Below are 26,289 nucleotides of genomic sequence, written 5' to 3'. Positions count from 1 at the left end.
TACTTAATTATCCTCTCCTTTACACCAACCTACAAGCCACGACAATGCACCTACAGCCATAAATGCTGCTGCAATTCGGGTTAAGTCAGAAATAAAGAATAAGCTACCACAAAGAATAAAGGTTGCCCCAATTCCTAATAGGTACTGTGATTTACGTTGTTTAGTGCGTTGGTGCTTTAACTCTTGTGTAAGCTGTTCAATATTAGACTGCAAGAAACGGTGCTGCTTTAATGCCCCATAAATCAAATCGGGGATTTCTGGCATTTTCTCCGCCCAATATGGCGCTTTTTCTTTTAACGCTTTGGTGATAGCCGGAATACCCACTTGGCTATGGATCCAATCCTCTAAGAATGGTTTTGCTGTTTTCCATAAATCCAACTGCGGGTATAACTGACGACCCAAACCTTCAACGTACAATAAGGTTTTCTGCAATAACACCAATTGCGGCTGAACTTCCATATTAAAGCGACGGGCGGTATTGAACAGATTCAATAACACATGCCCAAATGAAATCTCAGCTAATGGCTTTTCAAAGATAGGCTCACAAACGGTGCGGATAGCAAACTCAAAATCTTCAACATTGGTATCTGGCGGAACCCAGCCAGAATCCACATGCAATTCAGCAACTTTACGATAATCACGATTAAAGAAAGCAATAAAGTTTTCAGCTAAATAGCGCTTATCTTCTTTGTTAAGTGAACCCACGATCCCACAGTCGATACCAATATAGAGAGGATCTTCTGGGTGGTCGTAGCTAACAAAAATGTTGCCCGGGTGCATATCTGCGTGGAAGAAACTGTCACGAAATACCTGGGTAAAGAAGACTTTGACGCCCCGCTCTGCCAGCAACTTCATGTTCGTGCCTTGCGCTTCTAATGCCGCAATGTCTGAAACAGGAATACCGTAGATACGCTCCATGACCATCACGTTTTCACGGCAATAATCAGGATAAACTTCAGGGATATACAGCATAGAACTGTTTTCAAAGTTGCGTCGTAACTGGATAGCGTTAGCAGATTCGCGAAGAAGATTTAGCTCATCAATTAAGGTTTTTTCGTACTCACGCACGACTTCTTTAGGGCGTAAACGTCGTCCATCAGGAAGAAGAGGAACCCAATTGGCGATACGGTACATCAGCTTAATATCCGCTTTGATGACAGGCAAAATATCTGGGCGAATCACTTTTAAAACAACATCTTTGCCATTTTCTTTTAATGTTGCAGTATGAACTTGGGCAATCGACGCAGAGGCAAGAGCTTGCTCATCAAAGTTATCAAACCATTGTTCTAATGGACCACCGAGTGACTCCTCAATATAACGACGGGCTAATTTACCATCGAAACTCGCCACTTTGTCTTGTAATAATGACAGCTGGTCAGCAATTGCAGGAGGGAATAAATCTCGGCGAGTCGAAAGCATTTGACCAAATTTGATCCAAACCGGCCCTAATTCTTGTAATGCTAAGCGCAGTCGTTCACCAAGATCTTTATCTTTGTGTCTGTTTTTGATCCAAAAAAAACCTAACCGCCCAATTCTTAAAGGCAATGTCAGCTTAATTTTAGGGATCAGCTCATCTAGTCCATAAGAGAGAAATACCCGAATAATGAAGTAAAGACGTTTTATTTCACCGGGAGTCATTCTTCTCCTCCAACTGATTGAGTCGTTGTTCTAACTGACTCATTGAATTTGAAACCTGCTCAACTTCATCGCTAAAATGCACTAATTCCAGCTGGCTTGGCGCCATTTTCCACTCTTCCAGAATAATGTCTTTAACGTATGTTTTTTGGCGACTGACTAAACGAGACGCGAGGCAAGCCCCTTTACCCAACACTTTACTGATGCCTTCTGCCGCAACATCACCAATATAAGGAGATAAATAATGAGCCGGGTTCCAGATAGCTAAATCCAGTAATGAAGACCAGTGTTGAACAATTTGCATATCGCCTTCAATCACAATGTCACCATTATTGATGAGTTGTGAAAGCTGCTGCTTATCTTTCAACTTAATCAATGTAAACAGTGACGTTTTGATAGTGCAATCTGCAGGTTCTTGCCATTCACTTAATACATCAACATGATTTTCAGCAAAAATAAGCGTCAGAGTTTTATTCAGCTCTTTAAGCTCAATCCCCATCACTTTACCTGCTAAACGCATTCTTGCAGGTTGCAGGACTTTTTCCTTGAACAACATGTGGTTCAAGGAAGTTTCCATTAATGCCGTCATCAAGGAATACAAAACAGTATTAGGATTTTCAATATGCGCTGATGGTGCTTCCATCTTAGAATTTAAACCCTTTATGTAATGCAACAATACCACCGGTCATATTGTCATAAGAGACTTGCTCAAAACCTGCGTTTTCCATCATCCCTTTCAAGGTTTCTTGATTTGGGTGCATACGGATAGATTCAGCTAGGTAACGATAGCTTTCAGGATCATTCACAATCACTTGACCAATACGCGGTAAAATATGGAATGAGTAAGCATCGTAAGCTTTGTTCAGTGGTTCAAGAATTGGTTTAGAGAACTCAAGCACTAATAGGCGTCCACCCGGCTTCAATACACGGAACATGGAGCGTAATGCTTTATCTTTATCGGTGACGTTACGTAAACCAAAAGAGATGGTAATACAGTCAAAATAGTTATCAGGGAATGGCAACTCTTCTGCGTTAGCTTGAACGTAATTAACATTACCGACAATGCCTAAATCGCGCAGTTTCTCGCGTCCCATTTTTAACATTGAATCGTTAATATCTGCGAGAACCACTTCACCTTTTTCACCCACAAGGCGAGAGAATTTTGCAGTGAGGTCACCAGTTCCACCAGCAAGATCAAGTACGCGTTGATTGCGACGCACACCACTCGCTTCAATTGTGAAACGTTTCCAGATACGATGAATACCAAAAGACATTAAGTCATTCATCAGGTCATATTTAGAGGCTACAGAGTGAAAAACATTTGCGACTAGGCCAGCTTTTTCTTCTTTCTCTACAGTACGGAAACCAAAATCGATGGTTTCTTTTGTTGGTTCGGTCATTTCTATTATGCCTGTTAATCGTTCAAACTTTTTTGTGAAGTGTACCAGCCTTTGAGTGAAAACCCTATTATAACTCTAAGATTCCGCACAATTAGACTTGTCAGCCCGCTCAGCTAGCTGAGGGTCTATAGATTGCTTAACTTCCACACCTAACTCTTTAAAACTTTCCGCTTGAGCAAGCAAATTACCTCGGCCTTCAGCAAGGCGCTTCATTGCTGAAGAATAAGTATGATTTGCTTTCTCTAAACTCGAGCCCAATACTTGCATATCATCGATAAATAAACGCAGCTTATCGTACATTTTAGCGGCTCTATCTGCGATTTCTTGAGCATTTTGCTCTTGCCGTTCATAGCGCCACAAATTATTAATGGTACGCACGGCCACCAGTAAGGTGGATGGGCAAACCAACATGATATTCAGTTTTAATCCTTCATCAAGTAGTTCAGGCGCTTCTTTTAATGCTAATAAATACGCAGGCTCAATCGGAATAAACATGAGCACATAATCTAAAGAGCGAACTCCCGGTAACTGATGGTAGTCTTTGCGACTGAGCATTTTCATATGGTTACGAATGGACGCCACATGCTCCTTGATGCCTTGCTGCTGCTGTTCTGGATCATCGCTATTAAAATAGTGTTCATAAGCCACCAGCGACATTTTCGCATCGACCACCACATCTTTGCCTTCAGGAAGATGGATAATCACATCGGGTTGATAGCGGCTATTAAACCCCGTATTGATGCTTACCTGAGTTTCAAATTCACTGCCTTTTCGCAGCCCTGAAACTTCTAAAATCCGCGTTAAAATCGTTTCCCCCCAGTTCCCTTGGATTTTATTATCTCCTTTTAGGGCTCGGGTTAAATTGACCGCTTCTTTGGTCATTTGGCTATTTAACTGCTGTAATTGGCGAATTTCATAAGTGAGTGTATGGCGCTCTTTGGCTTCTTCACCATAACTTTGCTGTACTTGCTGGCGAAACCCTTCAAGTTGCTCACGAAACGGTGACAGCATCGCCATTAAATTTTTCTGATGTTGTTCGGATGCTCGACGTTCGTTCTGCTCAAAAATACGATTGGCTAAATTTTCGAACTGAGCGGTAAGGCGCTGCTCGCTGTTTTGTAAAATCCGTTGTTTTTCTTCATTGGCGAGTTGAGTCTGCTCAAAGCGGGTCATCACTTCCCGCAGCTCTGCTTCCTGTTCGCGGTTAATATCCCGCTGTGTACGTAGCTCCTGATCGAGCCTGTCACATTCCTCTTTCCACTGCGCTAAATGCACATTTTTTTCATCGCTCGCCGCCAATTGGCGGTATACCTCTTGTAGCTCTCGCTCTTTTCCCGCTATTTTTTGGACAATAGAAAACCAGACCGCTAAACCGCCGACCAAAATGCCGCTCAAGGCGCCAATAATTGCATATAAAAGAGAGGTATCCACGACTCAATCCTTACTTTTTAAAATCTAGAGTAAGGTAATGGGATACTGTATAAGTGTCCAGAGGTAAATCTCCCAACGGCTACTTTTTGCGAGCGGCTTCGCAGCTTATCCCATCCAACTCGCAAACCAACGTAAACCAAGCGCACCAGGGGCTAAAATGCCAAACGCCCAAATCATCGCTGAGGCTAGGTTAGCGACTTGGAAATGTCGCTGCTTCATTTCACAGATCCCCGCAACAAGCGGCACTACCGCCCTCAGTGGCCCGAAAAACCGACCAAAGAAAATACCCCAAACACCCCACTTCTCAAAGAAGCGATGCCCTTTGTCTACCATTTCAGGGTTGCGGGAAATCGGCCACATTTCACGAACTTTATCTTTATAGTGAAAACCAAACCAATAAGAGACCCAATCCCCGAAAAATGCGCCCAATGCAGCGGCTAACCAAATCGGGAAAAAGGCAATCTCACTTTCACCAATTAATGCCCCTAGCCCAAGCAAGATAACGGTCGCAGGGAGCAATAACGATAAGAAAGCGAGGGACTCGCCAAACGCAAGAATGAACACAATAGGGATAGCCCACACTTCGTGAGCGCGAGTGAATTCTGTAATGACCGTGACAATTTCATTAATGCTCAAGGGCGAATTCCTACGGTTTGAGATTAGTATGTTAACTATGAGTAGACTAAGTAACTATTATTCAGCTAATTAACTGTTATTAAGATAAGCAATTATTACGCCGCTAAGTGAATATATTATAGTTCTTGGAAGTAAATAAAGTTGCAACAAAACTGGCGCATTGCAACTTCAATTCCGCAGAGGTTTATTCGAGGAAGTAACTTTGTAATACGCTGCGCTGAGCGTTATCTAATCCAAAGTCTTTTTCTAGCCAGCTATCCACACCGCCATAATTATTTTCTATACTTTTCAATGCAGTTTGTAAAAATTCTTCACGAACAGAAAATACATATTCGAATTTTTTCACCACGTTTTCACTCATGGTCTTGGAGAACTCTTCGAGTAAATGATTACGAAATGGCGCTAACGTCTCGTTCGTTAAAAGGTAATCATCCATTACTGTATTCACATCTGCGCCCAGCGCAAACAGCACGAGAGCCGAGCCAACTCCTGTGCGGTCTTTACCCACAGCACAGTGTTGCACAAGCCCACCTTTTTCTGGCTGCTTCAACATGTTCACTAATTGGTGATAAGCGGCATTATTCAACGGAAGCAACTCATAGAGGCGAAACATAAAAGCTTGAGGATCAAACTGTTCTAGTACTTCTGGGGTGAGTTTATCAAGATTCGCACTCACTTCTTTTGCCAGCGGGTTCGCAGGGGCATGTACATAATGAGCGCCACGCCACACCACATCTGGTTTATCCAAAATTTCAGCTTCATCGCGATAATCGATGATTTGGAAAAGGTTTTGTGACTGTAAGACTTTTTCATCATCTTGGGTTAATCGGTCGAGCGCCCCAGAACGAAATAAAACACCGGGCTTTATTTTTCCGCCATTGGAAAGCTTTTTTCCCCCTAAATCACGAAAGTTAATTCCACCTGTTAAAGGCAGTACAGAGGGGTGAAGGTAAGGTTTGGTTGACATACATTTTCCCTTTTTAGCTCTGTCATTGCTCAAACTAAAAATAAACGAAATCATCAATTACTTGTAATTTGAGTAACTTAAGAGGCTTCTATTAATTGTTTTAAATGACAATAACAGATTCATCGATGAAGGGAATAAGAAAAACGCGAGAAAATAAATTTTGCGCTGATCAATTAGAGATACAAGAATATTTAAGATACATGGGTAGCACGATGATAACTGAACCCGTTTACCGCAAATCCACAACCGAGTGAAGTCAGTAAACGGGTCAGCTAATTAGGATTACAGCAGGCGACGAGCAGCTTCGACAACGATGCTCAGAACATTGCCTTCTGTTTTTTTCAGAAGCGCTTCATTTGGAATTTCTTGCTGAGTACGGTTTACGATAACCCCAGCGACCATACCTGCACGCAGGCCTTGGCTTGCACACATGGTTAACAGCGTTGCAGATTCCATTTCATAGTTCATCACGCCCATGTCTTGCCACTCTTTCATTGAGCCTCTGAAATGGCGCATTACGCGACCTGTGTAGGTGTCGTAACGTTCTTGACCTGGGTAGAAGGTATCGGAAGATGCGGTAATACCGACGTGTACGGTTGCACCCGCTTCTGTTGCCGCAGCATACAGCGCATTAGTACACGTGAAGTCAGCGACGGCTGGGAATTCCAGTGGTGCAAAGTGCTGGCTTGCGCCATCTAAACGAACGGCACCCGTGGTGACAAGCACATCACCCACATTGATGTTTTCTTGGATTGCACCTGTTGTACCAATACGTAAGAAAGTACGGATACCTAACTGAGCCAGTTCTTCAACTGCGATAGAAGTTGATGGTCCACCGATACCCGTTGAGCAGACAATCACAGCTTTGCCATCGAGCTCGCCACGCCATGATGTGAATTCGCGTAATGAAGCCAAATGTACAGGGTTGTCCATCAGACGTGCAATTTTTTCAACACGGTTAGGATCCCCAGGAACAATAGCAACAGTTGCACCCTGTAAGTCACTCTTTTTTAAACCTAAGTGGAAAACGTCAGACATATCAAACTCCTTTACACAATGGCATCATTGAATTAGTACGTTATTGTCAATATAGCGCTTAGCTTTGATTAATTTAGTGACCAATATCTACTTTAATAGAAACGGATACACTTGAATTTCATTAAAACGAGATCATGATCACAAATAAATCATCTTAAGATGAATGTGAATAATGAGATACACCCAGTATAGATGAATGTTTGTGATTATCGAAAGAAAGCGCCCGAATGGGCGCTTTAGATAGGCAGAATATAGAAAATACTACAATATCAACATGCTAGATTTATAGCACGACATCAAGGATCAAGACCCCAACCAACCCGATAGCCCAAGCTATTGTTGTTGGAATAGACCAAACAATCATTTGTTGTTTAACGTCTTTGATCCCCATCATTCTGTTCACCACCCAGTAAAGGCTGTCGTTGAAATAACCGAAGAACAGAGACCCCATTGTTGCTGCCTGAGCTGCAACCAATAAGTTGATATCAGGAATTTGGCTAATGATTGGCGCAGAAATCGATGCTGCGGTAATCATTGCTACCGTTCCAGACCCCTGAATTAAACGCACTAATGTCGCGATAATAAACGGGATTAATACGGGCGTAATCGGTAAATTCGCGACATGCTCCGCAAGAATGGTTCCCGTCCCGCTGTCACGCAATACTGCACCTAATGCTCCACCAGCACCTGTCACAAGCAGGATGATACCCGCCGCTTGTAAACCCTCTTCCATACGGTCGATAACTTCTTCTTTCGATGCTTTTGGCATTAACGTATAGACCGAAATCAGGACACTAATAGATAAGGCGATAATCGGTGCTCCCAAGAATTGGAATGATTGGAAGTACCAATTATCATCCATACCTTGGAATGCGGCTGTTTTCAGTAATAATCCGTTGATAGCATTAATGAAGATCAACAGAATTGGCGTGATAATTGGTAACAATGATAAGAATAAGCTCGGTAATGGTTTGTTGGCTTTTTCTTCCATGTAACGCGCATGTACTTCTTTTAAATCTTCGCTGCCCGTCTCATCTGGCATGAATTCAGGGTATTTAGTTCCCAGCCACTTGGCGTAGAACACAATCCCGATAACGCACGGCACTGCCAGCGTCATACCCGCTAAAATCATGGCACCAACATCAACCCCGAAGATCCCTGCAACACCGAGAGGGCCCGGAGTTGGCGGTACAGTATGGTGGGTAACAACTAATCCCCCCGCCAATGCGACACCAAGGGTTAAAATACTGCGTTTTCCATTCTTCGCTAACGCTTTTGCCAGCGGATACAAAATAACGAATGCAGAGTCGACAAAGATAGGAATACTGACAATATAACCGGTAATTGCCAGCGCCCACTCTTCGCGTTTTTTACCTAACCATTTGATAAAGCTATAGGCTATCTGCTCAGCAGCACCGGACACTTCCAGCACCCTTCCCATCATTACCCCGAGACCGATAACAATACCAATGCTACCGAGGGTCGAACCAAAGCCCTTTGTAATAACGGTGACGGTTTCCGCTGCAGTTAATCCCCCTGATAACCCTGCGATTGCAGCCGCAATCAACATCGCTAACAAGGCGTGAACCCGCGTTCGCAATACTAAAAAGATAAGGACAAATATGGCCACCGCGAGGCCAATAATAGGAATATAGGACATTATTTAATCTCCTATTTCGCACAGCCATGGTGCTTAATGAAGGAACGGATCGCATCGCTAAATGACCCATCAGCTTTAAAGCCTAAATCCAGTGCACGGCGAATATCGAATTTACCCGGCCAGCTTGCCACAATACGGTTGATGGATTCATCCGGTTCAAAGCGAATTAAATCAACTGCTTGTTGACCAGCGACATCACGCAGGGCATCAATCATCTCTTGTACTGTCACGGTGATCCCTGGCAGGTTCACTGTGCGTGAAAGACCAAATTTCTCTGCAGGAATCGAAACCGCATGGATGAAGTTGTTGATTACCGTTTCTGGGCTAGATAACCATAGCGCCAACTCTGGAGACACTGGGCAAACACTCTCAATCCCATTTAGTGGCTCGCGGATAATACCGCTAGCAAAAGAAGATGCCGCTTTATTCGGGACTCCCGGGCGAATACTAATGGTAGGTAAGCGCATCACGCGTCCATCCACATAGCCTTTACGGGAATAGTCGTTCACCATCAATTCACACATGGCTTTTTGAGCGCCATAAGAAGACTGAGGGTTCACAACACACAGGTCGGTGATCACATCCGGTAATTCACCGCCAAAAACCGCAAGGGAGCTGGTGAATAAAAACTTGATGGCAGGGTTTTTAGCGCGAGCGACTTCAAGCAATTGGCGAGTCGCATCGAAGTTCACTTTCATGCCTAAGTTAAAGTCACTTTCAGCATGGCTACTGACGATCGCCGCAAGGTGGAATACCACGTCAGTTTGCGCGTCAATCAGCTTATCTGCTGCTTCTGGCTGGGTTAAATCTAATGCAACGCAACTCACGCGAGAGTCTTCAATAGGCGATGTAGGGCATTGAATATCCGCTAAAACGAGCTGGTCAAATTTTAATCCTTGGTTGTTTTTAAGCAAAGCAGCGGCTAGCTGCTGGCCCAGAAAGCCTGCGCCACCAGTAATAATAACTTTCATTGTCATTCTCCTTGCTATAACCCTGTCGGGCTATGCATCAGTAGGTAAGATGTTTTTTTATGTATTTATTAAATGAAGTTTTATGTTTTTTTCGAGTATCCGTTGCACCACATCAGACGGTAAATGTTGGTCACAAATGATGTCGTGCAATTGATCTAATGGGCAGACACGGAACATACCGTATTTACCGAATTTACTGCTGTCTGAAACCAGTACACACCGACGAGCAACATCCAATAAAGTTTGTTTTATTTGGACCTTTTCCTCATGAGGAGTGGAAACCCCATGTTGCAGATCCCATGAGCTGGTACTAATAAACGCGATGTCTACATTCAGTGTCTGCAACATAGCGGCCGCCGTATTGCCAACACAGGAGTGATTGCGTTTATCAACCTGCCCGCCTGTGTGATACAAGTTCAGTTGTGATTTATTCATCAAGTACTGCATGATGGAAAAATCATTGGTCACGATAGTGAGATTAAAACGCTCACCCAATACACGGGCAATTTCAAAGGTGGTGGTGCCTGCATCGAGGTAAACCACCTGACCATCTTCAACCAGTGAGCTGGCAAATTGACCGATTTCGCGTTTCGTTTGATGATGAAGTCTTGCCTTTTCACTCCACGGAAGCTCTTGGCGTAACGCATCATTTAACCGAACACCACCGCTAATTCCGACAACCTTCCCTTCCTCTTCCAACATGCGAATATCACGTCGAACCGTCATATGAGAGACATTCATTAAACCAACCAAGTCATTGATAGACACAGTTTGGTGCTCATAGACATAGCGATAAATAAAATCACGACGTTCGGAAGGGATCATTCGGTTCTCCTAGGAATTAGCTTGCTTTAGCCAGCCTAAACCGTCTTCGGTGCGTCCTGCTGGGTGGTATTCACATCCCAGCCAGCCTTCATATCCCATTTCATCGAGTTGATTAAAAATCCATGGGTAATTAACTTCACCGCTATCAGGTTCATGGCGAAAAGGTACTGATGCTATCTGAATATGACTAAATTTACCCCAAAGACGCTCAATTGTTTTCAATAAGTCACCTTCCATAATCTGGCAGTGATATAAATCCAATTGAATAAACACGTTTTCGCGATTGATTTCAGGTAACAGCGCTTCAGCCTGCTTTTGGGTCGTTAAGAAATACCCTGGCATATCGCGGGTATTAATCGGCTCGATAAGCACACGAATGCCGTGCTCAGCCATCACGTCCGCAGCATGCTGTATATTCTTAATAAAACACGTTTTTTGCTCTTCAGGCGTGAATTTATCATCCACTTTTCCTGCCATAGCATGCACTTGCTTGCAGCCTAATGCTAAAGCGTATTTCAGGGCGGTTTGTACACCTTGAGCGAACTCGGCTTCACGGCCGGGAATCGACGCCATTCCACGCTCGCCAGCGCCCCAATTTCCCGCAGGCATATTGAATAGAGCTTGAGTAAGTTGATGTTTTTTCAATTCACCCGCAATAACATCCGCATCTTCTTCATAAGGGAAAAGATACTCAACGCCCTTAAACCCAGCTTGAGCGGCACGTTCAAAGCGTTGAATAAACGGAACTTCGTTAAACATCATACTGAGATTTGCTGCAAATTTAGCCATGTCTATCGCCTCATTTCTGTGGATAACGGCTTTCGAGCTCATGAACCTGCTCTTGCGTTAACGTGGTGAAGCCGTGTGGGCGCAATGTAATGTATAGACGTGCGGTATCTTCTAATTCTTCCGCATTGAAAAACGCCTGTCTTAACGTTTTTCCGCCAACAACGGGGCCGTGGTTAGAGAGTAAAATCGCATTATGATTTGGCGCTAATTTTGCGATTTCTTCACCAATACGGTCATCACCCGGTGGTAAATATTCAATCAACGGTAATTTGCCCACACGCATCACGTAATAAGGCGTGATCGGCGGTAAGCAGTTTGCGGTATCTAAATTCGGTAAACAGGACAGTGCCGTTAGCCAAGGTGAATGTAGATGAACCACCGCTTGGCAATCTGAACGCTGCAAATACATTGCCATATGCATGGAAACTTCTTTTGTTGGCTTGTCACCATCAATCCAGTTACCTTGCGCGTCTAGTTTGCTCAGGCGCTCAGGATCTAAATCGCCAAAGCTTGAGTTAGTCGGGGTGACAATAATGCAGCCATCCGGCAGGCGGGCGCTGATATTGCCTGCACCACCGCTGCTGTAGCCGCGATTAAACATCGACTTCGCCCAATCCACTAACTCTTGGCGTAGCGCCTTTTCATTACTCATTAACCATCTCCTGTGCTAACTGGAAGAAATTCTCTTGACCAAAATTGCCTGATTTCAGTGCTAACCAGTTACCGCTCGCTAAGTCTTGTACCCAAGGCACACCCGGCGCGATAGGTGAGCCAATACTTAATTGTTCAGTTCCAAGGCTTTGCACCACTTTTCCAGAGGTTTCTCCGCCCGCGATAATAAAAGTGTTATAACCTTGCTGCTGAAGTAACGTCACTACCTGCCCAAACACATTTTCTACCGCGGTACTCGATAATGCAGCGCCGTATTTTTCCTGCGTTTGCTTCAATAACTCTGGCGGTTGGGTGGCATATAACAAAGGCGCTAACCCTGTGATTTTCTGATCTTTAACCCATTGCGCTAATACAGTTGCATAGTCTGGATTATTGATGCATTCACCCACATCTAGCGCTTTGCTAGGCGCGACTTGCTGATAGTTTTGCACTTGCTTGTTGGTCATTAGCGAGCAGCTTCCCGATAAAATGACCGTTTTTCTCTCTTTCCCCGTCGGCTTAGTGCCGCGGCTTTCCCCTTGCCCCCAGGCCACTTGGCTATCAATATTCGCAAGGGCAGCCCCTAATCCTGACCCGCCCGTTAATAAAGGCAGTGATTGCGAAGCCTGAGCAATAGGCAGTAAATCATCCATCGTGAAACTATCCACAACCGCATAACTAATGCCCTGCTGGCGTAGCTGTTCTAACTGTTCAGTGATAGCGGCACTGCCTTTTTGCACGGTCGCTAGGTTAATCAGCCCCGCTTTACCTGCGGACTGTTTTTCCATGACGCGCATCAGGTTGGCATCGGTCATTGGAGTGACTGGGTGATGCTGCATTCCACTTTCATTGAGCAATTGACCGTTAACAAACAGGTGCCCATGTACCACGGTTCGACCGTTAACAGGCAATGCAGGGCACACTAATGATAATGACGTACCCAGTTGCTTCATCAGCGCATCAGTCACTGGGCCAATGTTGCCTTTCTCGGTTGAATCAAATGTGGAGCAATATTTAAAGAAAATTTGCTGGCACTGCGCCGATTCCTTCAGCCAGCGGCAGGCATTAACCGAGGCACTAATGGCTTCATCCACAGGGCAAGAACGACTTTTCAAGCTCACCACAATGGCATCCACATCTTGAGGGATTGGCGTATTTTCATTCGGCTCATTCAGTAGCTGCACCACTTTCCAGCCGTTTTGTACCATAAAGCCTGCAATATCTGTCGCGCCGGTAAAATCATCAGCAATCACGCCTAATTTCACTGTCATGCCTTTTTCTCCGGTAAAGTAATTCCCTTAAAGGTTTTGATAACGGCACTATCATCCTGTAAGCCAAAACCTTCATTACTGGCTGAGATAAACATTTGATGCGCTGTTGCCGCCAGAGGTAACGGGAAATTCAGCGCTTTTCCGGTTTGCATCACCAAACCGAGATCTTTCACAAAAATATCGACTGACGATTTAGGGGTATAGTCTCCGTCAAGTACATGCTGCATGCGGTTCTCAAACATCCATGAGTTACCAGCCGCATGGGTGACGATGTCATACATCACATCTAAATCGATGCCCGCTTTTGCCGCCAGCGCCATACTTTCCGCAGCAACCGCAATATGCACCCCCGCCAGTAGCTGGTGGATAGTTTTCACGGTTGAGCCAAGGCCGATTTCATCCCCCACACGATAAAGGCGCTCTGAAATTGCCTCAAATACCGTCGCAAGCTGAGTGAATAGCTCGGGGGAACCCGATGCCATGACGGTCAGTTTGCCTTCTGCCGCTTTAATCGCGCCGCCAGATATCGGCGCATCGACTAATAGAAGCTGGTATTCGGCAAGGCGCTGAGCTATCTGTTTTGTCTGCTCCGCCGCCAGTGTGCTGTGCAATACAATAATCGTATTTGGACGAAGCTGCTCTACCAGTGGTTTCTCACCACCAAACAAAATCGCCTCAACCTGCTGGCCATTGACGACGACCATAAGTAGCGCATCTAGCTGTTGCGCATACTGCGCGGCATCTTGCCCTGTGGCTTGTGCCCCATATTCGAGTAGCGTCTCACACGCTTGTGGATTTAAATCAAACCCATAGGTTGGGATCTTATTTCTTATTAGTGATTGCGCGATCCCCATTCCCATCGAACCCAGACCAATAACGCCAACATGGTTAACGGTATTTTTCATCTAGCCCCCTGATGTTGTCAGTTCCAACAAATGATAAATTCTGGTGAATACGGTTAGTTTTGGTAAATACTGTGAATTCTGGTGAATGTTGTGAATTTTCACATAACCAAATTCACAAACACATGACTATCATCACACTAAAGATAATATAAACTTTAAACAATTATTTATTATCTCATTGATATTTAAGTGTTTTTATATTTAACAATCTGATACTACCCTTCACAAGAAAGTGTGACAAAAACTGTGAGTAATTTGGTTACTTTTTAATCTATTGGTTTTTATACCGATTAAATTCCCTCTTTGTCTCTGATTTTCATTGACCTGTTGAGTAAATTCCCCAAAATAGCCGCCTATTATTTTTTGTAAAATGTTCCATACTTGGTATTGAACGCATCAATTACGTTATCGAGGAGTCAAAATGGGTCTGTTTGATCAAGTGTTAAGCATGGTTGCAGGTGATAAAATGCAACAGTTTCAATCTGTTATTGATTGGGTTGAAAAGCAAGGCGGGCTCTCCGGTGTCGTCGATAAATTTAACACTGAAGGCTTAGGCGGGATTGTTTCATCATGGATTGCTGAAGGTGAAAATTTGCCAGTTAATGCTAGCCAGCTAATGCAAGTTTTCGGTGATTCAGGGATCCAAGAGCTCGCTCAACGCGTTGGTTTAGATCCACAACAAGCAACAGATATGGTCGCGAAATATTTACCGACTATCGTGGATAGCGCGAGCCCGAATGGTGTGCTGCCAGAAAATATCGATTTAGCGTCAATTGGCATGAACTTACTGAAACAAAAACTGTTCGGTTAAGCCCAGTCTTTGGCACAAATAAAAGCCCACTTTAAAGTGGGCTTTTTACTAAACTAACTTGTTACTAGTTTTGATACTCATTTCGCAGTTTTTTCGCCGCTTCCACCATGTTAGCCAGAGCTTGGCGAGTCTCCGCCCATCCCCGAGTTTTTAAACCGCAGTCTGGGTTCACCCATAAACGCTCCACGGGAACTCGCTGTGCAGCCTTACGTAATAGCGCCACAATCCACTCTACATTTGGGACGTTAGGCGAGTGAATATCATAAACCCCCGGACCAATTTCATTTGGGTAATCAAAATCTTCGAATGCATCTAATAAATCCATATCCGAGCGCGAGGTTTCAATGGTGATCACATCAGCATCCAGCGCAGCAATCGAATCCATGATGTCATTGAACTCGCAATAACACATATGGGTGTGAATCTGTGTCTCATCATCGGCGATAGCGGCACTTAATTTAAAGGCATCTACCGCCCAAGTCAGATAGTCATTCCATTCATCGCGACGCAGCGGCAGCCCTTCACGTAATGCAGGCTCATCAATCTGAATGATGCCAATACCCGCTTTTTGTAAATCATCCACTTCGTCACGCAATGCCAGCGCAATTTGCTTGGCTATTGTTTCACGACTGACATCTTCCCGAGGGAATGACCAGCACAGGATTGTTACCGGGCCTGTCAGCATTCCTTTCACCGGTTTATCCGTCAACGACTGCGCATACTTGGCCCACTCCACGGTAATGGCTTCTGGGCGGCTAATATCACCGATGATCACCGGTGGCTTCACGCAGCGAGAACCGTAACTCTGTACCCAACCATTTTGCGTAAAGACATAGCCATCAAAGTGTTCACCGAAATATTCCACCATGTCATTTCGCTCAGCTTCACCATGCACGAGGACGTCAATATCCAGTAGCTCCTGCTCCTTGATCGCTTGTTTGATGTGCTCACTGATACTGGTACGGTAATTCAGTTGATCCACATTGCCTTTTTTGAAATCAAGACGCAAAGAACGAATTTCACTGGTTTGTGGGAAAGAGCCAATCGTCGTGGTTGGCCACAATGGCAGATTAAAACGTTGGCGCTGAAGTTCAGTACGCTCTACATAAGGGCGAGTACGCTCGGTATCTTTCGCGTTAATTGCCGCTAAGCGCTGAGCGACCTGCGTATTATTGACTCGAGAAGAGGTGCGGCGAGCACGAATTGGCGCACTATAGGTTTCTAGCGCTGCGATGTTTTCTGCCGTTGGTTGATTGAGTGTTTTCGTCAATAGCGCCAGTTCTTCACATTTTTGCAGCGCAAATGCAAACCAGCTTTTCACTTCGGCATCCAGACGCGTCTCATCATTTAAATCAATTGGGCTATGCAGTAACGAGCAAGATGAACCGACCCACAGAGTACGCTCCCCTAGCAGCGGTTTCACCCGTTGGAATTTCTCGCCTAAATCCCCTTTCCATACGTTGCGGCCGTTAATTAACCCTAGTGAAAGCACCCAGTCCTTAGGAAGCGCTTGATGTAGTGCCGCGATATCATCCTTGCCCGCAACCACATCCACATGCAGCCCTTGCACTGGCAGTTGTTTAATTACATCCAAGTGATGGCTAATACCGTCAAAATAGGTGGTTAACAATAAGTTAGTTTTACCAGCTAGGGATTGATACGCTTGTTGATACGCGTTCTGCCATTCGAGAGGTAAATCGAGTACCAATGCGGGCTCGTCAATTTGCAACCACTCCACGCCTTTTTCAGCCAGTCTAGTTAGAATTTCTTGGTAAACAGGCAGTAAATCTTTCAGTAACGATAGACGATCGAAGGCAGGTCCCTTCACTTTTCCTAACCACAAATAGGTAATCGGGCCAATGACGACAGGCTTAACGTTATGACCGAGTTTTAACGCTTCGTCGACTTCGTCAAACAGTTGATTCCACGACAGCTTAAATTGTTGCCCTTGCTGGAATTCCGGCACGATGTAGTGATAGTTAGTATTAAACCATTTCGTCATTTCTCCCGCTGCCGCTGGCTTGCCTGTTGGCGCACGACCCCGAGCTACACGGAATAAGGTATCTAAATCAACAGAGCCATCTTCATTTTGATGACGCGGCGGAACGTTTCCTAGTAATAAACTAGTGGTTAAAACTTGGTCATACCACGCAAAGTCACCGACGGGTAGCAGGTCTACACCTGCATTTTTTTGTTGTTCCCAGTGACGAACACGTAATTGGTAACCTGTTTCAAGAAGTGCAGATTGGTCAATTTTGCCTGCCCAATAATCTTCTTGTGCACGTTTGAGTTCTCTTTTCAGACCGACACGTGGAAAACCAAGTGTATGATTTATAACAGACATATTGACCCCTTAAAATATTTAGCCGTCTAGATGTTTACACATCTATAATCAACAGGTACTGTATAAAGCACAAGCGCAAATTATTCATCGTCTACTTGAAGGTTTCTCATGATCGAATTAAAACATTTAAAAACGTTGCAGGCGCTCAGCCAATACGGATCATTAGCTGCCACTGCGACGCACCTGCACCAGACTCAGTCTGCGCTATCTCACCAATTTAGTGATTTAGAGCATCGCTTAGGCTACAAACTGTTTGTTCGTAAAACTCAGCCCGTCCATTTCACGCCGCAAGGGGAAGTTCTGCTGCAACTAGCGCAACGTATTTTGCCAATGGTGAAAGATGCCATTCGTGTCTGCAATGAACCGACGGTCAGTACTTTACGTATCGCGATTGAATGCCACAGCTGTATTCAGTGGCTAACCCCTGCATTGCAACAGTTTAGGCAAGCATGGCCACAAGTGACCGTTGATTTTAAATCTGGCGTGACCTTTGACCCGCAGCCTGAATTACTTTCGCGGGAATTAGATATCGTGATGACCTCTGATATTCTGGCGGATCAAGATTTGCACTACACGCCGATGTTTGATTATGAAGTGAAACTGGTGGTAGCGAATGACCACCCTTTAGCTAAAAAACCGTTAATTGAGCCTCATGATCTTGCCAAAGAGACATTGCTGATTTATCCAGTTCAGCGTCAACGTTTTGATATCTGGCGTCATTTTTTACAGCCAGCCGGTATTTCACCCAATATCAAAACCGTCGACAATACGCTGATTTTAATTCAGATGGTGGCGGCTAAAATGGGGATTGCGGCACTGCCACACTGGGCGGTGGATTCCTTTGAAAAGCAAGGTTTGATTACAACGAAAACTTTAGGAAGTGGGTTATGGAGCCGACTGTACGCTGCATGTCGTGAAGGGGAACAGCGCCAGCCAGCCATTGAAACATTTACCAATACCGCTACTGATCACGCGGTGGAGAATTTGTCTTACGTGAAGCCGGTGCGAGGATCCAGCGCTTATGCACCCACAGAGACGCAATTATCAGGCTCGACCCAATGGTAAAACTGAGCCAATTAGGATGTTGCTGCCAAATGGCAAAATTCACTAATAAACCGGCTGGAACCATCATGTTATTCATTATCGCGAGGGTTCCGGCATCCACTTTTGTGGCGCCATAGTTCCACAGAAAATAACCAATCCCCGACGCAACCACACCCAACCAGAGTAAAACTATCCATTGAGCTTGGCTTGTCGGCACCATCGCCTTATTTCCAAACAGTAGCCATCCCACCAAGGCAATCAACGTCGCACCGAGGTAGAACCATGAAAAGGCTTGATGCTGGGGGATCGGATGCACTTCCATTAAGCGCTTATAGCCCACTTGTCCAAGTGCAAAGAAGATGTTGGCAAGCTGCACAAACATCAATCCAATCCAGAATGATTCGCTAAGGTGATCATAACGAATAATGGCAGCACCAATCACGGCTAATATCGAGCTAAACAGGTAGCCTTTACGTAGTCGCTGGCGCTCTAAAAGATCGTAAATCAACGTGACATATAGCGGAGTTAATACCGTAAATAGCAAAAATTCTGCCACGCTCAGGTATTTATAGGCTTGGAAAACAAAGTAATACATGATCCCCAGCTGGCAAGCGCCCACTAGCATATACAGTGAGATCACTTTGGCACTGAAGTTGCGCCAACGCAGGAAAGGTAGGAATACCAAAGAGGCTAAACTCACGCGGATAAGCACAGATAGCCAGCTATCTACCTGCCCTGCGAGGTATTCCCCCATTAAACTAAAAGACGCTGCCCAGAGCAGCGTCGTGAAAACGAGTAACCACATTGTTGTTCACTCTCAAGCACAATGATTTAACAAACAAGATGCCCGTAGAATACTCGTTTTTTCGTTTTAATGCTCTTTTTCGATCAGTACGGCTTCTAATAAATCCAGGTCCACCAGCAAACTTTGCAAGGTTTCATTGCTAATTTTTCGTGTTGCGCGTAAGTGATAGAGCTCACCGCGTTCTGCACGTAGCGCCGTTAAGCGAAAACGCCGTTCAAGATCTTCAATCTGCAAGTTATGTTCCATCTCGTCTTGGTCTGCGGTTCGACGGCGTAAATGACCAATCACCCTTGTCGCGACTTCGTTGATGTCTTCCGAGTCTAATTGCTCTTCCACATCCGCCGATAAACGCTCTTGCATCTTGTTCAAGCTGACAATCGCCACTTCGGCCATTGCGGCTTTCGCCATACGGATCTCGTTGATATCCGCCTCTTTATCCCCCACTTTAAAATTGCGCAGCAGAAGCGGTAACGCCACAACGCCCGCAAAAATGGAGAATAAAATGACCCCTGCGGCGATAAACACTAGCTGGTACCTTGCAGGGAACGGAGAACCATCGGTGAGAAACAATGGCACCGAGAGCACACCGGCTAAGGTAATTGCCCCACGAACCCCGGCAAACGACGCTAACCACAATTCACGGACGGTATAGCTCGCGAACTGTAATGGGCGTTTTTTCAGGAACAGACGGCTGAATCTCTTCATCAACCATAGCCAGCAGAAACGTAAAATCAGCAAGGCAAAATAGATAATAACAACGGCAGTAAACAGCATCCAAGTTTCAACGCTTGGGTCGAGTTCTGCTTGAATAACTGAGGTTTCCCAAATCCCCGGTAATTGCAAACCGAGCATAATGAACACTAAGCCGTTAAAGACAAACTCTAACATCGACCAGACGCTATCAGCACGTAAACGCATCGCCAAAGGCGCATTACGGATAACACCGGATTTGGTGATAGTCATACCCGCAGCAACCGCCGCCAGAATCCCCGAGAAACCGATATGTTCCGCAATCATGTAGGAAGCGAATGGTAACAACAGCATGAAGACGATTTGTGTTGCGGGGTCATCCCCACTCCAGCGGCTCATTAAGCGCAGAGACTTACTGTATAACCACGTCACAGCAACACCTGCCAACAGGCCACCGACTGCGACTTTAAAGAATTCGATTGTAACGCCCGATACGCTGAAGACCATCGTTCCCATGGCAATCGCCACGGCGAACTTCAACGCCACCAGACCGGAAGCATCGTTCATCAACGCTTCCCCTTCGAGTACGCTCATCATGCGCTTGGGAATTCGCCCTTTCCCGACGATAGAGGACAATGCCACCGCATCTGTTGGGGAAAGTACCGCAGCCAGCGCAAAGGCGGCAATAAGTGGGATACCAGGCATCAACCAGTAAATCAGATAACCAATCCCGATAACGGTTACTAACACTAGCACTAATACCAGAATGAAAATTTCTCGTCCATTCTGGAAAAATTCACGGGTAGGGGTTTTCCAACCATCGACGAATAACAACGGTGGAATCAACAGAACCATAAAGAGTTCGGGGTCAAAAGAGACATGTAACCCAAATTGAGGCCACGCTAATAATGCACCGATAGCAATTTGAATAAGAGGAAGGGGAATACGGATGGGAATGACTTTCGTCACCACACCAGAAACAGAGACAGCCAAGATCAAAATCAGAATAGTAAAGAAAATTTCCATGTTGCCCTTACTTATTAACTAATGCATACCCTAAATATCGCAGCTTAAAGTATAACGGGAGAACCCAAAATTTGCCTGCCGCCGCATAGTAAGAGATAGCACCGTCCAGACCATGAGATTTTCAGTCAAGGCAGCCACTGGTTGAAAATAGGCATTTTCACTTCATATACCGCCTTAGCACTATTCTATCCTTAACAGGCTATCTGACGGGAAAATAATTTGGAGTTTAGAACGAATCGCAACAATCCGTTAAAGGGCGACAACAGGTGCCGCCCTATCATTAGAATTACCTTTAGATAGCGAGGTCGGCAGCATAAAACGCTACCAATAGAACCGCGATAACCACGCTACCAATATTCAGTTTACGCCATTCACCCGCACAGATACGCCCGATAACCAGTGAAGCGAAACCTAGCATGATACCGGTGACGATATTACAGGTTAATACGATGAATACCGCGCACAGTAAACCTGACATCGAATCCACAAAATCATCGAAATCTAATTTCGAGACATTGCTCAACATCAACAGACCCACATACATCAGTGCTGGCGCCGTTGCATAGGCAGGTACCAGATAAGACAATGGCGATAAGAACAAGATAAATAAGAATAAAACACCAACAACTACAGCGGTTAAACCTGTACGACCGCCTGCTGCGGTTCCTGCTGCAGATTCGATATATACCGCGGCTGGTGATGCGCCGATCGCCCCAGCAAAAATGCTGCTGACAGAGTCAGCGGTTAACGCTTTTCCACCATCGATAATCTGACCGTCTTTATCCAGTAAGTTCGCTTGACCCGCAACCGCGCGGATAGTTCCCGTTGCATCAAAAACTGCCGTCATTACTAATGCCAGAACGCTTGGCAGAACCGCAGCTTGAAGTGCACCCATGATATCCATGCTGAACATCAGCGCTAAACCATCTTCACCGAATGAAGGCAGTTTAAAGAAACCTTGGTATTTAACGGCAGGGTCGAAAATCAAACCAATAATCGAAATCGCGATAATGACTAATAACACTCCGCCCGGTACACGGCGTTTTTCTAAACCGAAAATTACAGCTAAACCAATCAGAGACATTAAAACAGGGAATGAAGTAAATTCACCCAGCGCAACGGGTAAGCCTGCATTTGGGTTTTTAACCACTAAGCCAACGCCCGTTGCTGCAATCAAGAGTAAAAACAGGCCGATGCCAATACCCGTACCGTGAGCCACGCCCATTGGCATGTTACGTAAAATCCAACTACGAATACCTGTCACAGAAATAATGGTGAATAAACACCCCATTAAGAACACGGCACCCAGCGCAACTGGAATACTAATGTGTTGCCCTAACACTAAGCTAAAGGCGGTAAACGCCGTTAATGAGATTGCACAGCCAATTGCCATTGGCAGATTCGCCCATAACCCCATTAATAAAGAACCGAAACCCGCGACTAAACAGGTTGCGATAAATACTGCAGTAGGGGGGAAGCCTGCTTGTCCTAACATACCCGGCACGACGATGACAGAATAAACCATCGCTAAGAATGTCGTTAATCCCGCAATGATTTCGCGACGCACTGATGAGCCACGCGCTGTGATCTTAAAATATGAATCCAATTTGCAATTGGATGAAGCCTGTTGGCCTGCCATGGTATACCTCTGCTATTAATTTTAGAAAATTCTATATCACTATTTTTGCTAAGCTTTTCATAAGCATTTATTCATTTTTTGCTTGGTGACTTAGCGAATATCGCCTCAAACTGAAACTCACGTAAACGATTACCTTTTTGAAAAAATATTTACTGAACCGAGATAACTGGTAAACAGAATGACTCTCTAGGAACAGTGCGCAAACGTTTGGCTTTCAGAACAAAGCGAGGCGAATTGTGAAGAGCGTAATTATCGTTCGAAAGGGGGGAATTGATCAAGTGTTTTATGATTGGCTGCTTTTTAGCCAAAAACCATAAAAACTACGCCGTATTTTTACAATCCTCCATAAAAGTCAGTCATATTTCGTTCTATATACCCTTTGTTTAAATACATGCGGAAGAGTGTTGCTAAAATCCCCACTAATATTGAGTTTTTAATAAATAATCTGTTTATGAAAGTATTTATTCTCTAATACTAATTAAATAACTCATTTCTCTGGTGATTATTTTTATAAATATATTTTTTAATAATACTTAACACTCGCTATAAATATTATGTCAACCATTACAGCCTCAATTAAAACAATGCCAAAAAGTGCCTTAATACTTTTTGCTGTATTTTTACTGATTTATCTCCTTCCCGGGATTTATGGGCATAGCCCATGGAAGCAAGATGAAAACTACAGTTTCGGTATTATTCAAACCATGTATGAAACTGGAAATTGGCTGGTACCGACCAATGCGGGCGAGCCTTTTATGGAAAAACCGCCATTCTATTATTGGACGGCGACGATTTTCTCTCATTTATTATCTGGAGTGATGCCGCTATACGATGCCGCACGCAGCGCCAGTTTATTTTTCTCTATTATTAATTTTTATTTTTTTGTTTTATTAGCTCGCCGCTTTTTTAAATCTGACAGTTTTTCTGATGCCCGTATTTGGACAGCCTTTGCACTGTACGTTTGTGCGCCGGGAATATTGCGACACACCCATGAAATGTTCACGGATGTTTCGTTAATTACAGGGGCTACCATCGGCTTATATGGCTTATTAGGGTTAATTCAGCAACAGAAAATTGCTACGTCCGCCTTCTGGCTCTGCCTTGGAACCATTATCACCACCTTATCTAAAGGCGTATTTATTCCTGGCGTTCTGTGGATCAGCCTATTTTTGGCACCTGTGTTTCTCGCTCAGTGCCAGTCTAAACAGTTTTGGTTACCCGCGCTATTCGCAGGCTTAGTCTCTCTCATCGCTATCCTGCCTTGGCCAATTATGCTGTATGTGCAGCATCCCGAGCTGTTCGTGACTTGGTTTTGGGAAAATAATATTGGCCGTTTCCTTGGATTTTCCGTTGAAAAGTTAGGAGCTAAAGCCAATTTCACGCGAATTCCTTCCGCTATTGCATTCTTTGCCCTTCCTGCAGGGCTACTAGCGACAACCTATTTTTTACGTCATCCACTCAAACGCCTGCGCGATCATAATGAATATTTGATTGCCATATTTCCTGTCCTTGGCATCGCATTCTTGCAAATGTCTGCCAGTGGGCGAGCGCTCTATTTGCTGCCCTTTATTGCTCCGATGGCGATCCTCGGCGTGCAGGCTCTTGGCTGGTTTTCAGAGAAAACCTTGAACGCATTTGCACGCTTCGCTGCCTTTTTCTGGTCTGGGTTAATTCTCTTTCTGTGGGCTTGCTACGTTATCGTATTAACGGGTCATCACGCCCAATGGTTACCTGTTTTTGGTCGTTGGTTACCGCTTGATTACCAAATGCATTTTTCTGTGTTTGCGTTGATAGCGGGCATTTTTATTACCTGTTTTTGGTTCTTCCGCAATCGTCTTATTTCCTCTTCAGACAGCGCTTTCCAAGCGATAAGAAACTGGTCTCTGGGGATGGTGAGCGTGTGGAGCATTATTCTCACATTGTTTGTTGGTTGGATTGATTATTCAAAAGGCTACGAAGGCGTTTTTGTAGACCTTCGTCATCATTTAGAAGGGCAATTTACCCAGAATGACTGTATGGCTTCCGAAAACCTTGGGGAATCCGAAGCACCGATGCTCTATTACTACACGGGTATTTTGCATCAAAGGCAGCTGGAGTTTGAGAAGCCGCAACAGTGCCGCTGGCTGATTGTGTTATCCAAAGAAATTCAACCTGCGCCTGAAGGCATGAAATTGTTTTGGTCAAATCATCGTCCTGATGAATTCCGCGAGAATTTAGTGGTTTATCGAGTGACAGAATAGTTGATAGCGAATAAAAATCCCCGAGCCAGAACTGAACCCGGGGATTTTTTTATATATTGAGGATAAAAAATGTTACTGAGCTTGTTGCTCAATGGCTTGAGCGCCATATTTTTCACGGGTAAACCATAAAAATAGTCCCGCTATTCCAATCAATAATATCGGCAGACCTGATGGCGAAATCGCCGTTGCAGCGCCAGCCAACAATGGACCAGAAAGGTTACCAATTCCCCATAACATTGCCGCTGCGGCGTTGGCTATAATCAGCTCATTCCCTCTGAAGTATTGGCCAATCTGTACTAAAGCGATAGTGTAAATGGCCCCAGCCGTCGCCCCCAACACAAACAGTAAAATCCAAATAAAGTAAGTGTGCGTAATTAAGAACGGTAGCAACATACTTGCCCCTAACGTCACCACGCCGCAAATTCGGTACAGTTTTTCGCGATTCATATGGTCAGCTAACCAACCAAATGGCATTTGCATAATCGCATCTCCCGCCAAAATTGCGCTGATCATCATCGCCGCAACCGCCTCGGTATGCCCCATACCCATCCCGTAAATTGGGAACATTGACAGGATAGTGCCATCGAAAAAAGCAAAAAATAGAATTCCGGCACAAATTCCAGGAGCAACTTTCACGAACTGCACAATTGAAAAGTTAGATTCTGACGCCGTTTCTGCGAGCCTATCTCCCACTTTTTGATCCATAAGTAGAAATAAAGCCACAGAAATTAAGTGAATCAAGGTACAAATAAACAGCGGCGATTTATCTTCCACACCATAATAGGCAATAAATGACGGACCTAATAATTGGCTAACGGTAAATACCGTCGTGTAAATCGCCAATATACGCCCTCGCTTGTTTTCAGGGGATAATTCGTTGATCCATGTTTCCCCCAAACAAATCATCACCCCGCTCGCAAGTCCCGTAATCAACCGTAAAGGAAAAAGCAGCCATAAAGGTAGGGAACTCAATAGTGGCAGTAAGCTAATAGCGGAGATCACCGTCGCGATTAACATCGCTTTACGCTTTCCACACCACTTCACAATGCGCTGTACCACTGGGGCAATTAAAAACATCCCCAAAGCCGGAGCCGCAGAGATAATGCCAATGTACAGCTCACCCACACCAAAATTATTCAGTCGCAGCGCCACCATAGGGATGCTGAGACCAATCACAATGCCGATAACGGCGATGCTGGTTGTAATCGTAAAAATAGCAAAAGAAGCAGAACGTCGAAAATGTTGAAAACTCGAATTAGCAGGGCTCATTTTTGTATTAATCTGCTCAATTAGGATTAATTGTCAGATATAAACTCCGAAAAGATATTATTTATTTGAAATAAAACGCTGTAACATATTCAGTCATTAGAATAATACAAATTAAATTATATCATGAATTTATTCAACAAAATAACACACTGAAAGAACAATAAATCTTATTTTTATAACTGTGTATTTAAAAAATAATTTTTTAGATTATTTTTCCATTTATTCTCATTCGGCAAAATATT

At 44.5% G+C, this 26,289-nt stretch carries 22 protein-coding genes; 3 read left to right on the top strand and 19 right to left on the bottom strand.

Features of this window, described 5'->3' with window-relative positions:
- Positions 1–3: 3 nt before the first annotated feature.
- From ubiB to ltnD, 14 genes are all read right to left on the bottom strand, one after another.
- Positions 4–1,638, bottom strand: coding sequence for a ubiquinone biosynthesis regulatory protein kinase UbiB (ubiB, locus tag QS795_RS02435; protein WP_154638720.1), 1,635 nt, complete (start codon positions 1,636–1,638; stop codon positions 4–6).
- Positions 1,625–2,278 carry a ubiquinone biosynthesis accessory factor UbiJ gene (locus tag QS795_RS02430; protein ID WP_154602105.1) on the bottom strand — a complete coding sequence of 218 codons (654 nt, stop codon included), beginning with the start codon at positions 2,276–2,278 and terminating at the stop codon, positions 1,625–1,627. The genes ubiB and QS795_RS02430 overlap by 14 nt, the downstream gene beginning before the upstream one ends.
- A 1-nt stretch (position 2,279) precedes the next feature.
- Positions 2,280–3,035: a bifunctional demethylmenaquinone methyltransferase/2-methoxy-6-polyprenyl-1,4-benzoquinol methylase UbiE gene (gene ubiE, locus QS795_RS02425; protein ID WP_036954951.1), complete on the bottom strand. Its 756-nt coding sequence runs from the start codon at positions 3,033–3,035 to the stop codon at positions 2,280–2,282.
- 75 nt (positions 3,036–3,110) lie between these two features.
- On the bottom strand, positions 3,111–4,466 hold the full coding sequence (rmuC, locus tag QS795_RS02420; protein ID WP_286272312.1) for a DNA recombination protein RmuC: 1,356 nt from the start codon (positions 4,464–4,466) through the stop codon (positions 3,111–3,113).
- Positions 4,467–4,571: 105 nt separating this feature from the next.
- Positions 4,572–5,102, bottom strand: a complete 531-nt coding sequence (locus QS795_RS02415) for a DedA family protein (RefSeq protein WP_154602104.1) — start codon at positions 5,100–5,102, stop codon at positions 4,572–4,574.
- Between the two features lie 184 nt (positions 5,103–5,286).
- Entirely contained in the window at positions 5,287–6,069 is a 783-nt protein-coding gene (locus QS795_RS02410) for a tyrosine-protein phosphatase (RefSeq protein WP_154602103.1), read from the bottom strand.
- A 282-nt stretch (positions 6,070–6,351) separates the two neighbouring features.
- On the bottom strand, positions 6,352–7,107 hold the full coding sequence (udp, locus tag QS795_RS02405) for a uridine phosphorylase (protein WP_006658334.1): 756 nt from the start codon (positions 7,105–7,107) through the stop codon (positions 6,352–6,354).
- Positions 7,108–7,390: 283 nt separating this feature from the next.
- Positions 7,391–8,767, bottom strand: a complete 1,377-nt coding sequence (locus QS795_RS02400; RefSeq protein WP_036954960.1) for a GntP family permease — start codon at positions 8,765–8,767, stop codon at positions 7,391–7,393.
- Between the two features lie 11 nt (positions 8,768–8,778).
- Positions 8,779–9,738 (bottom strand): D-erythronate dehydrogenase, encoded by a 960-nt coding sequence (gene denD, locus QS795_RS02395; protein WP_154638718.1) that lies wholly within the window; start codon positions 9,736–9,738, stop codon positions 8,779–8,781.
- Between the two features lie 57 nt (positions 9,739–9,795).
- Positions 9,796–10,563 carry a DeoR/GlpR family DNA-binding transcription regulator gene (locus QS795_RS02390; RefSeq protein ID WP_036954967.1) on the bottom strand — a complete coding sequence of 256 codons (768 nt, stop codon included), beginning with the start codon at positions 10,561–10,563 and terminating at the stop codon, positions 9,796–9,798.
- A 9-nt stretch (positions 10,564–10,572) separates the two neighbouring features.
- The gene (gene otnI / locus QS795_RS02385; protein WP_154602101.1) at positions 10,573–11,352 is read right to left on the bottom strand and encodes a 2-oxo-tetronate isomerase; all 780 of its coding nucleotides are present in this window, start codon (positions 11,350–11,352) and stop codon (positions 10,573–10,575) included.
- A 10-nt stretch (positions 11,353–11,362) separates the two neighbouring features.
- A complete protein-coding gene (otnC, locus tag QS795_RS02380; protein ID WP_318626804.1) occupies positions 11,363–12,004 on the bottom strand; it encodes a 3-oxo-tetronate 4-phosphate decarboxylase in 642 nt (213 codons plus the stop codon).
- Positions 11,997–13,274 (bottom strand): 3-oxo-tetronate kinase, encoded by a 1,278-nt coding sequence (gene otnK, locus QS795_RS02375; RefSeq protein ID WP_286272305.1) that lies wholly within the window; start codon positions 13,272–13,274, stop codon positions 11,997–11,999. Before otnK ends, otnC begins: the two co-directional genes overlap by 8 nt.
- Positions 13,271–14,179 carry an L-threonate dehydrogenase gene (gene ltnD, locus QS795_RS02370; protein WP_154602098.1) on the bottom strand — a complete coding sequence of 303 codons (909 nt, stop codon included), beginning with the start codon at positions 14,177–14,179 and terminating at the stop codon, positions 13,271–13,273. The genes otnK and ltnD overlap by 4 nt, the downstream gene beginning before the upstream one ends.
- 421 nt (positions 14,180–14,600) lie before the next feature.
- On the opposite strand from ltnD, the gene QS795_RS02365 reads away from it, so the two are divergent.
- Positions 14,601–14,990 carry a YidB family protein gene (locus tag QS795_RS02365; RefSeq protein WP_154602097.1) on the top strand — a complete coding sequence of 130 codons (390 nt, stop codon included), beginning with the start codon at positions 14,601–14,603 and terminating at the stop codon, positions 14,988–14,990.
- A 64-nt stretch (positions 14,991–15,054) separates the two neighbouring features.
- On the opposite strand, the gene metE is transcribed toward QS795_RS02365, so the two are convergent.
- Positions 15,055–17,334, bottom strand: coding sequence for a 5-methyltetrahydropteroyltriglutamate--homocysteine S-methyltransferase (gene metE / locus QS795_RS02360; RefSeq protein WP_286272300.1), 2,280 nt, complete (start codon positions 17,332–17,334; stop codon positions 15,055–15,057).
- 108 nt (positions 17,335–17,442) lie between these two features.
- Here metE and metR point away from each other — a divergent pair, with 108 nt between their 5' ends.
- Positions 17,443–18,399, top strand: coding sequence for an HTH-type transcriptional regulator MetR (gene metR / locus QS795_RS02355; protein WP_154602095.1), 957 nt, complete (start codon positions 17,443–17,445; stop codon positions 18,397–18,399).
- On the opposite strand, the gene QS795_RS02350 is transcribed toward metR, so the two are convergent.
- From QS795_RS02350 to QS795_RS02340, 3 genes are all read right to left on the bottom strand, one after another.
- Entirely contained in the window at positions 18,296–19,183 is an 888-nt protein-coding gene (locus QS795_RS02350) for a carboxylate/amino acid/amine transporter (RefSeq protein WP_154602094.1), read from the bottom strand. The two genes, metR and QS795_RS02350, sit on opposite strands and share 104 nt — an antisense overlap.
- 66 nt (positions 19,184–19,249) lie before the next feature.
- Complete coding sequence (locus tag QS795_RS02345; RefSeq protein ID WP_036955001.1) at positions 19,250–20,899, bottom strand: Na+/H+ antiporter; 1,650 nt, start codon at positions 20,897–20,899, stop codon at positions 19,250–19,252.
- 292 nt (positions 20,900–21,191) lie between these two features.
- Positions 21,192–22,538, bottom strand: a complete 1,347-nt coding sequence (locus QS795_RS02340) for an NCS2 family permease (RefSeq protein WP_036955005.1) — start codon at positions 22,536–22,538, stop codon at positions 21,192–21,194.
- Between the two features lie 554 nt (positions 22,539–23,092).
- Between QS795_RS02340 and QS795_RS02335 the strand changes: the two genes are divergently transcribed.
- The gene (locus QS795_RS02335) at positions 23,093–24,778 is read left to right on the top strand and encodes an ArnT family glycosyltransferase (RefSeq protein WP_286272296.1); all 1,686 of its coding nucleotides are present in this window, start codon (positions 23,093–23,095) and stop codon (positions 24,776–24,778) included.
- A gap of 72 nt (positions 24,779–24,850) precedes the next feature.
- On the opposite strand, the gene QS795_RS02330 is transcribed toward QS795_RS02335, so the two are convergent.
- Positions 24,851–26,047, bottom strand: a complete 1,197-nt coding sequence (locus tag QS795_RS02330; RefSeq protein ID WP_286272295.1) for an MFS transporter — start codon at positions 26,045–26,047, stop codon at positions 24,851–24,853.
- Positions 26,048–26,289 lie beyond the last annotated feature (242 nt).

The sequence above is a fragment of the Providencia zhijiangensis genome (genome assembly GCF_030315915.2).
Taxonomy (GTDB): domain Bacteria; phylum Pseudomonadota; class Gammaproteobacteria; order Enterobacterales; family Enterobacteriaceae; genus Providencia; species Providencia zhijiangensis.
This window is presented reverse-complemented; position numbering and strand designations above follow the sequence as displayed.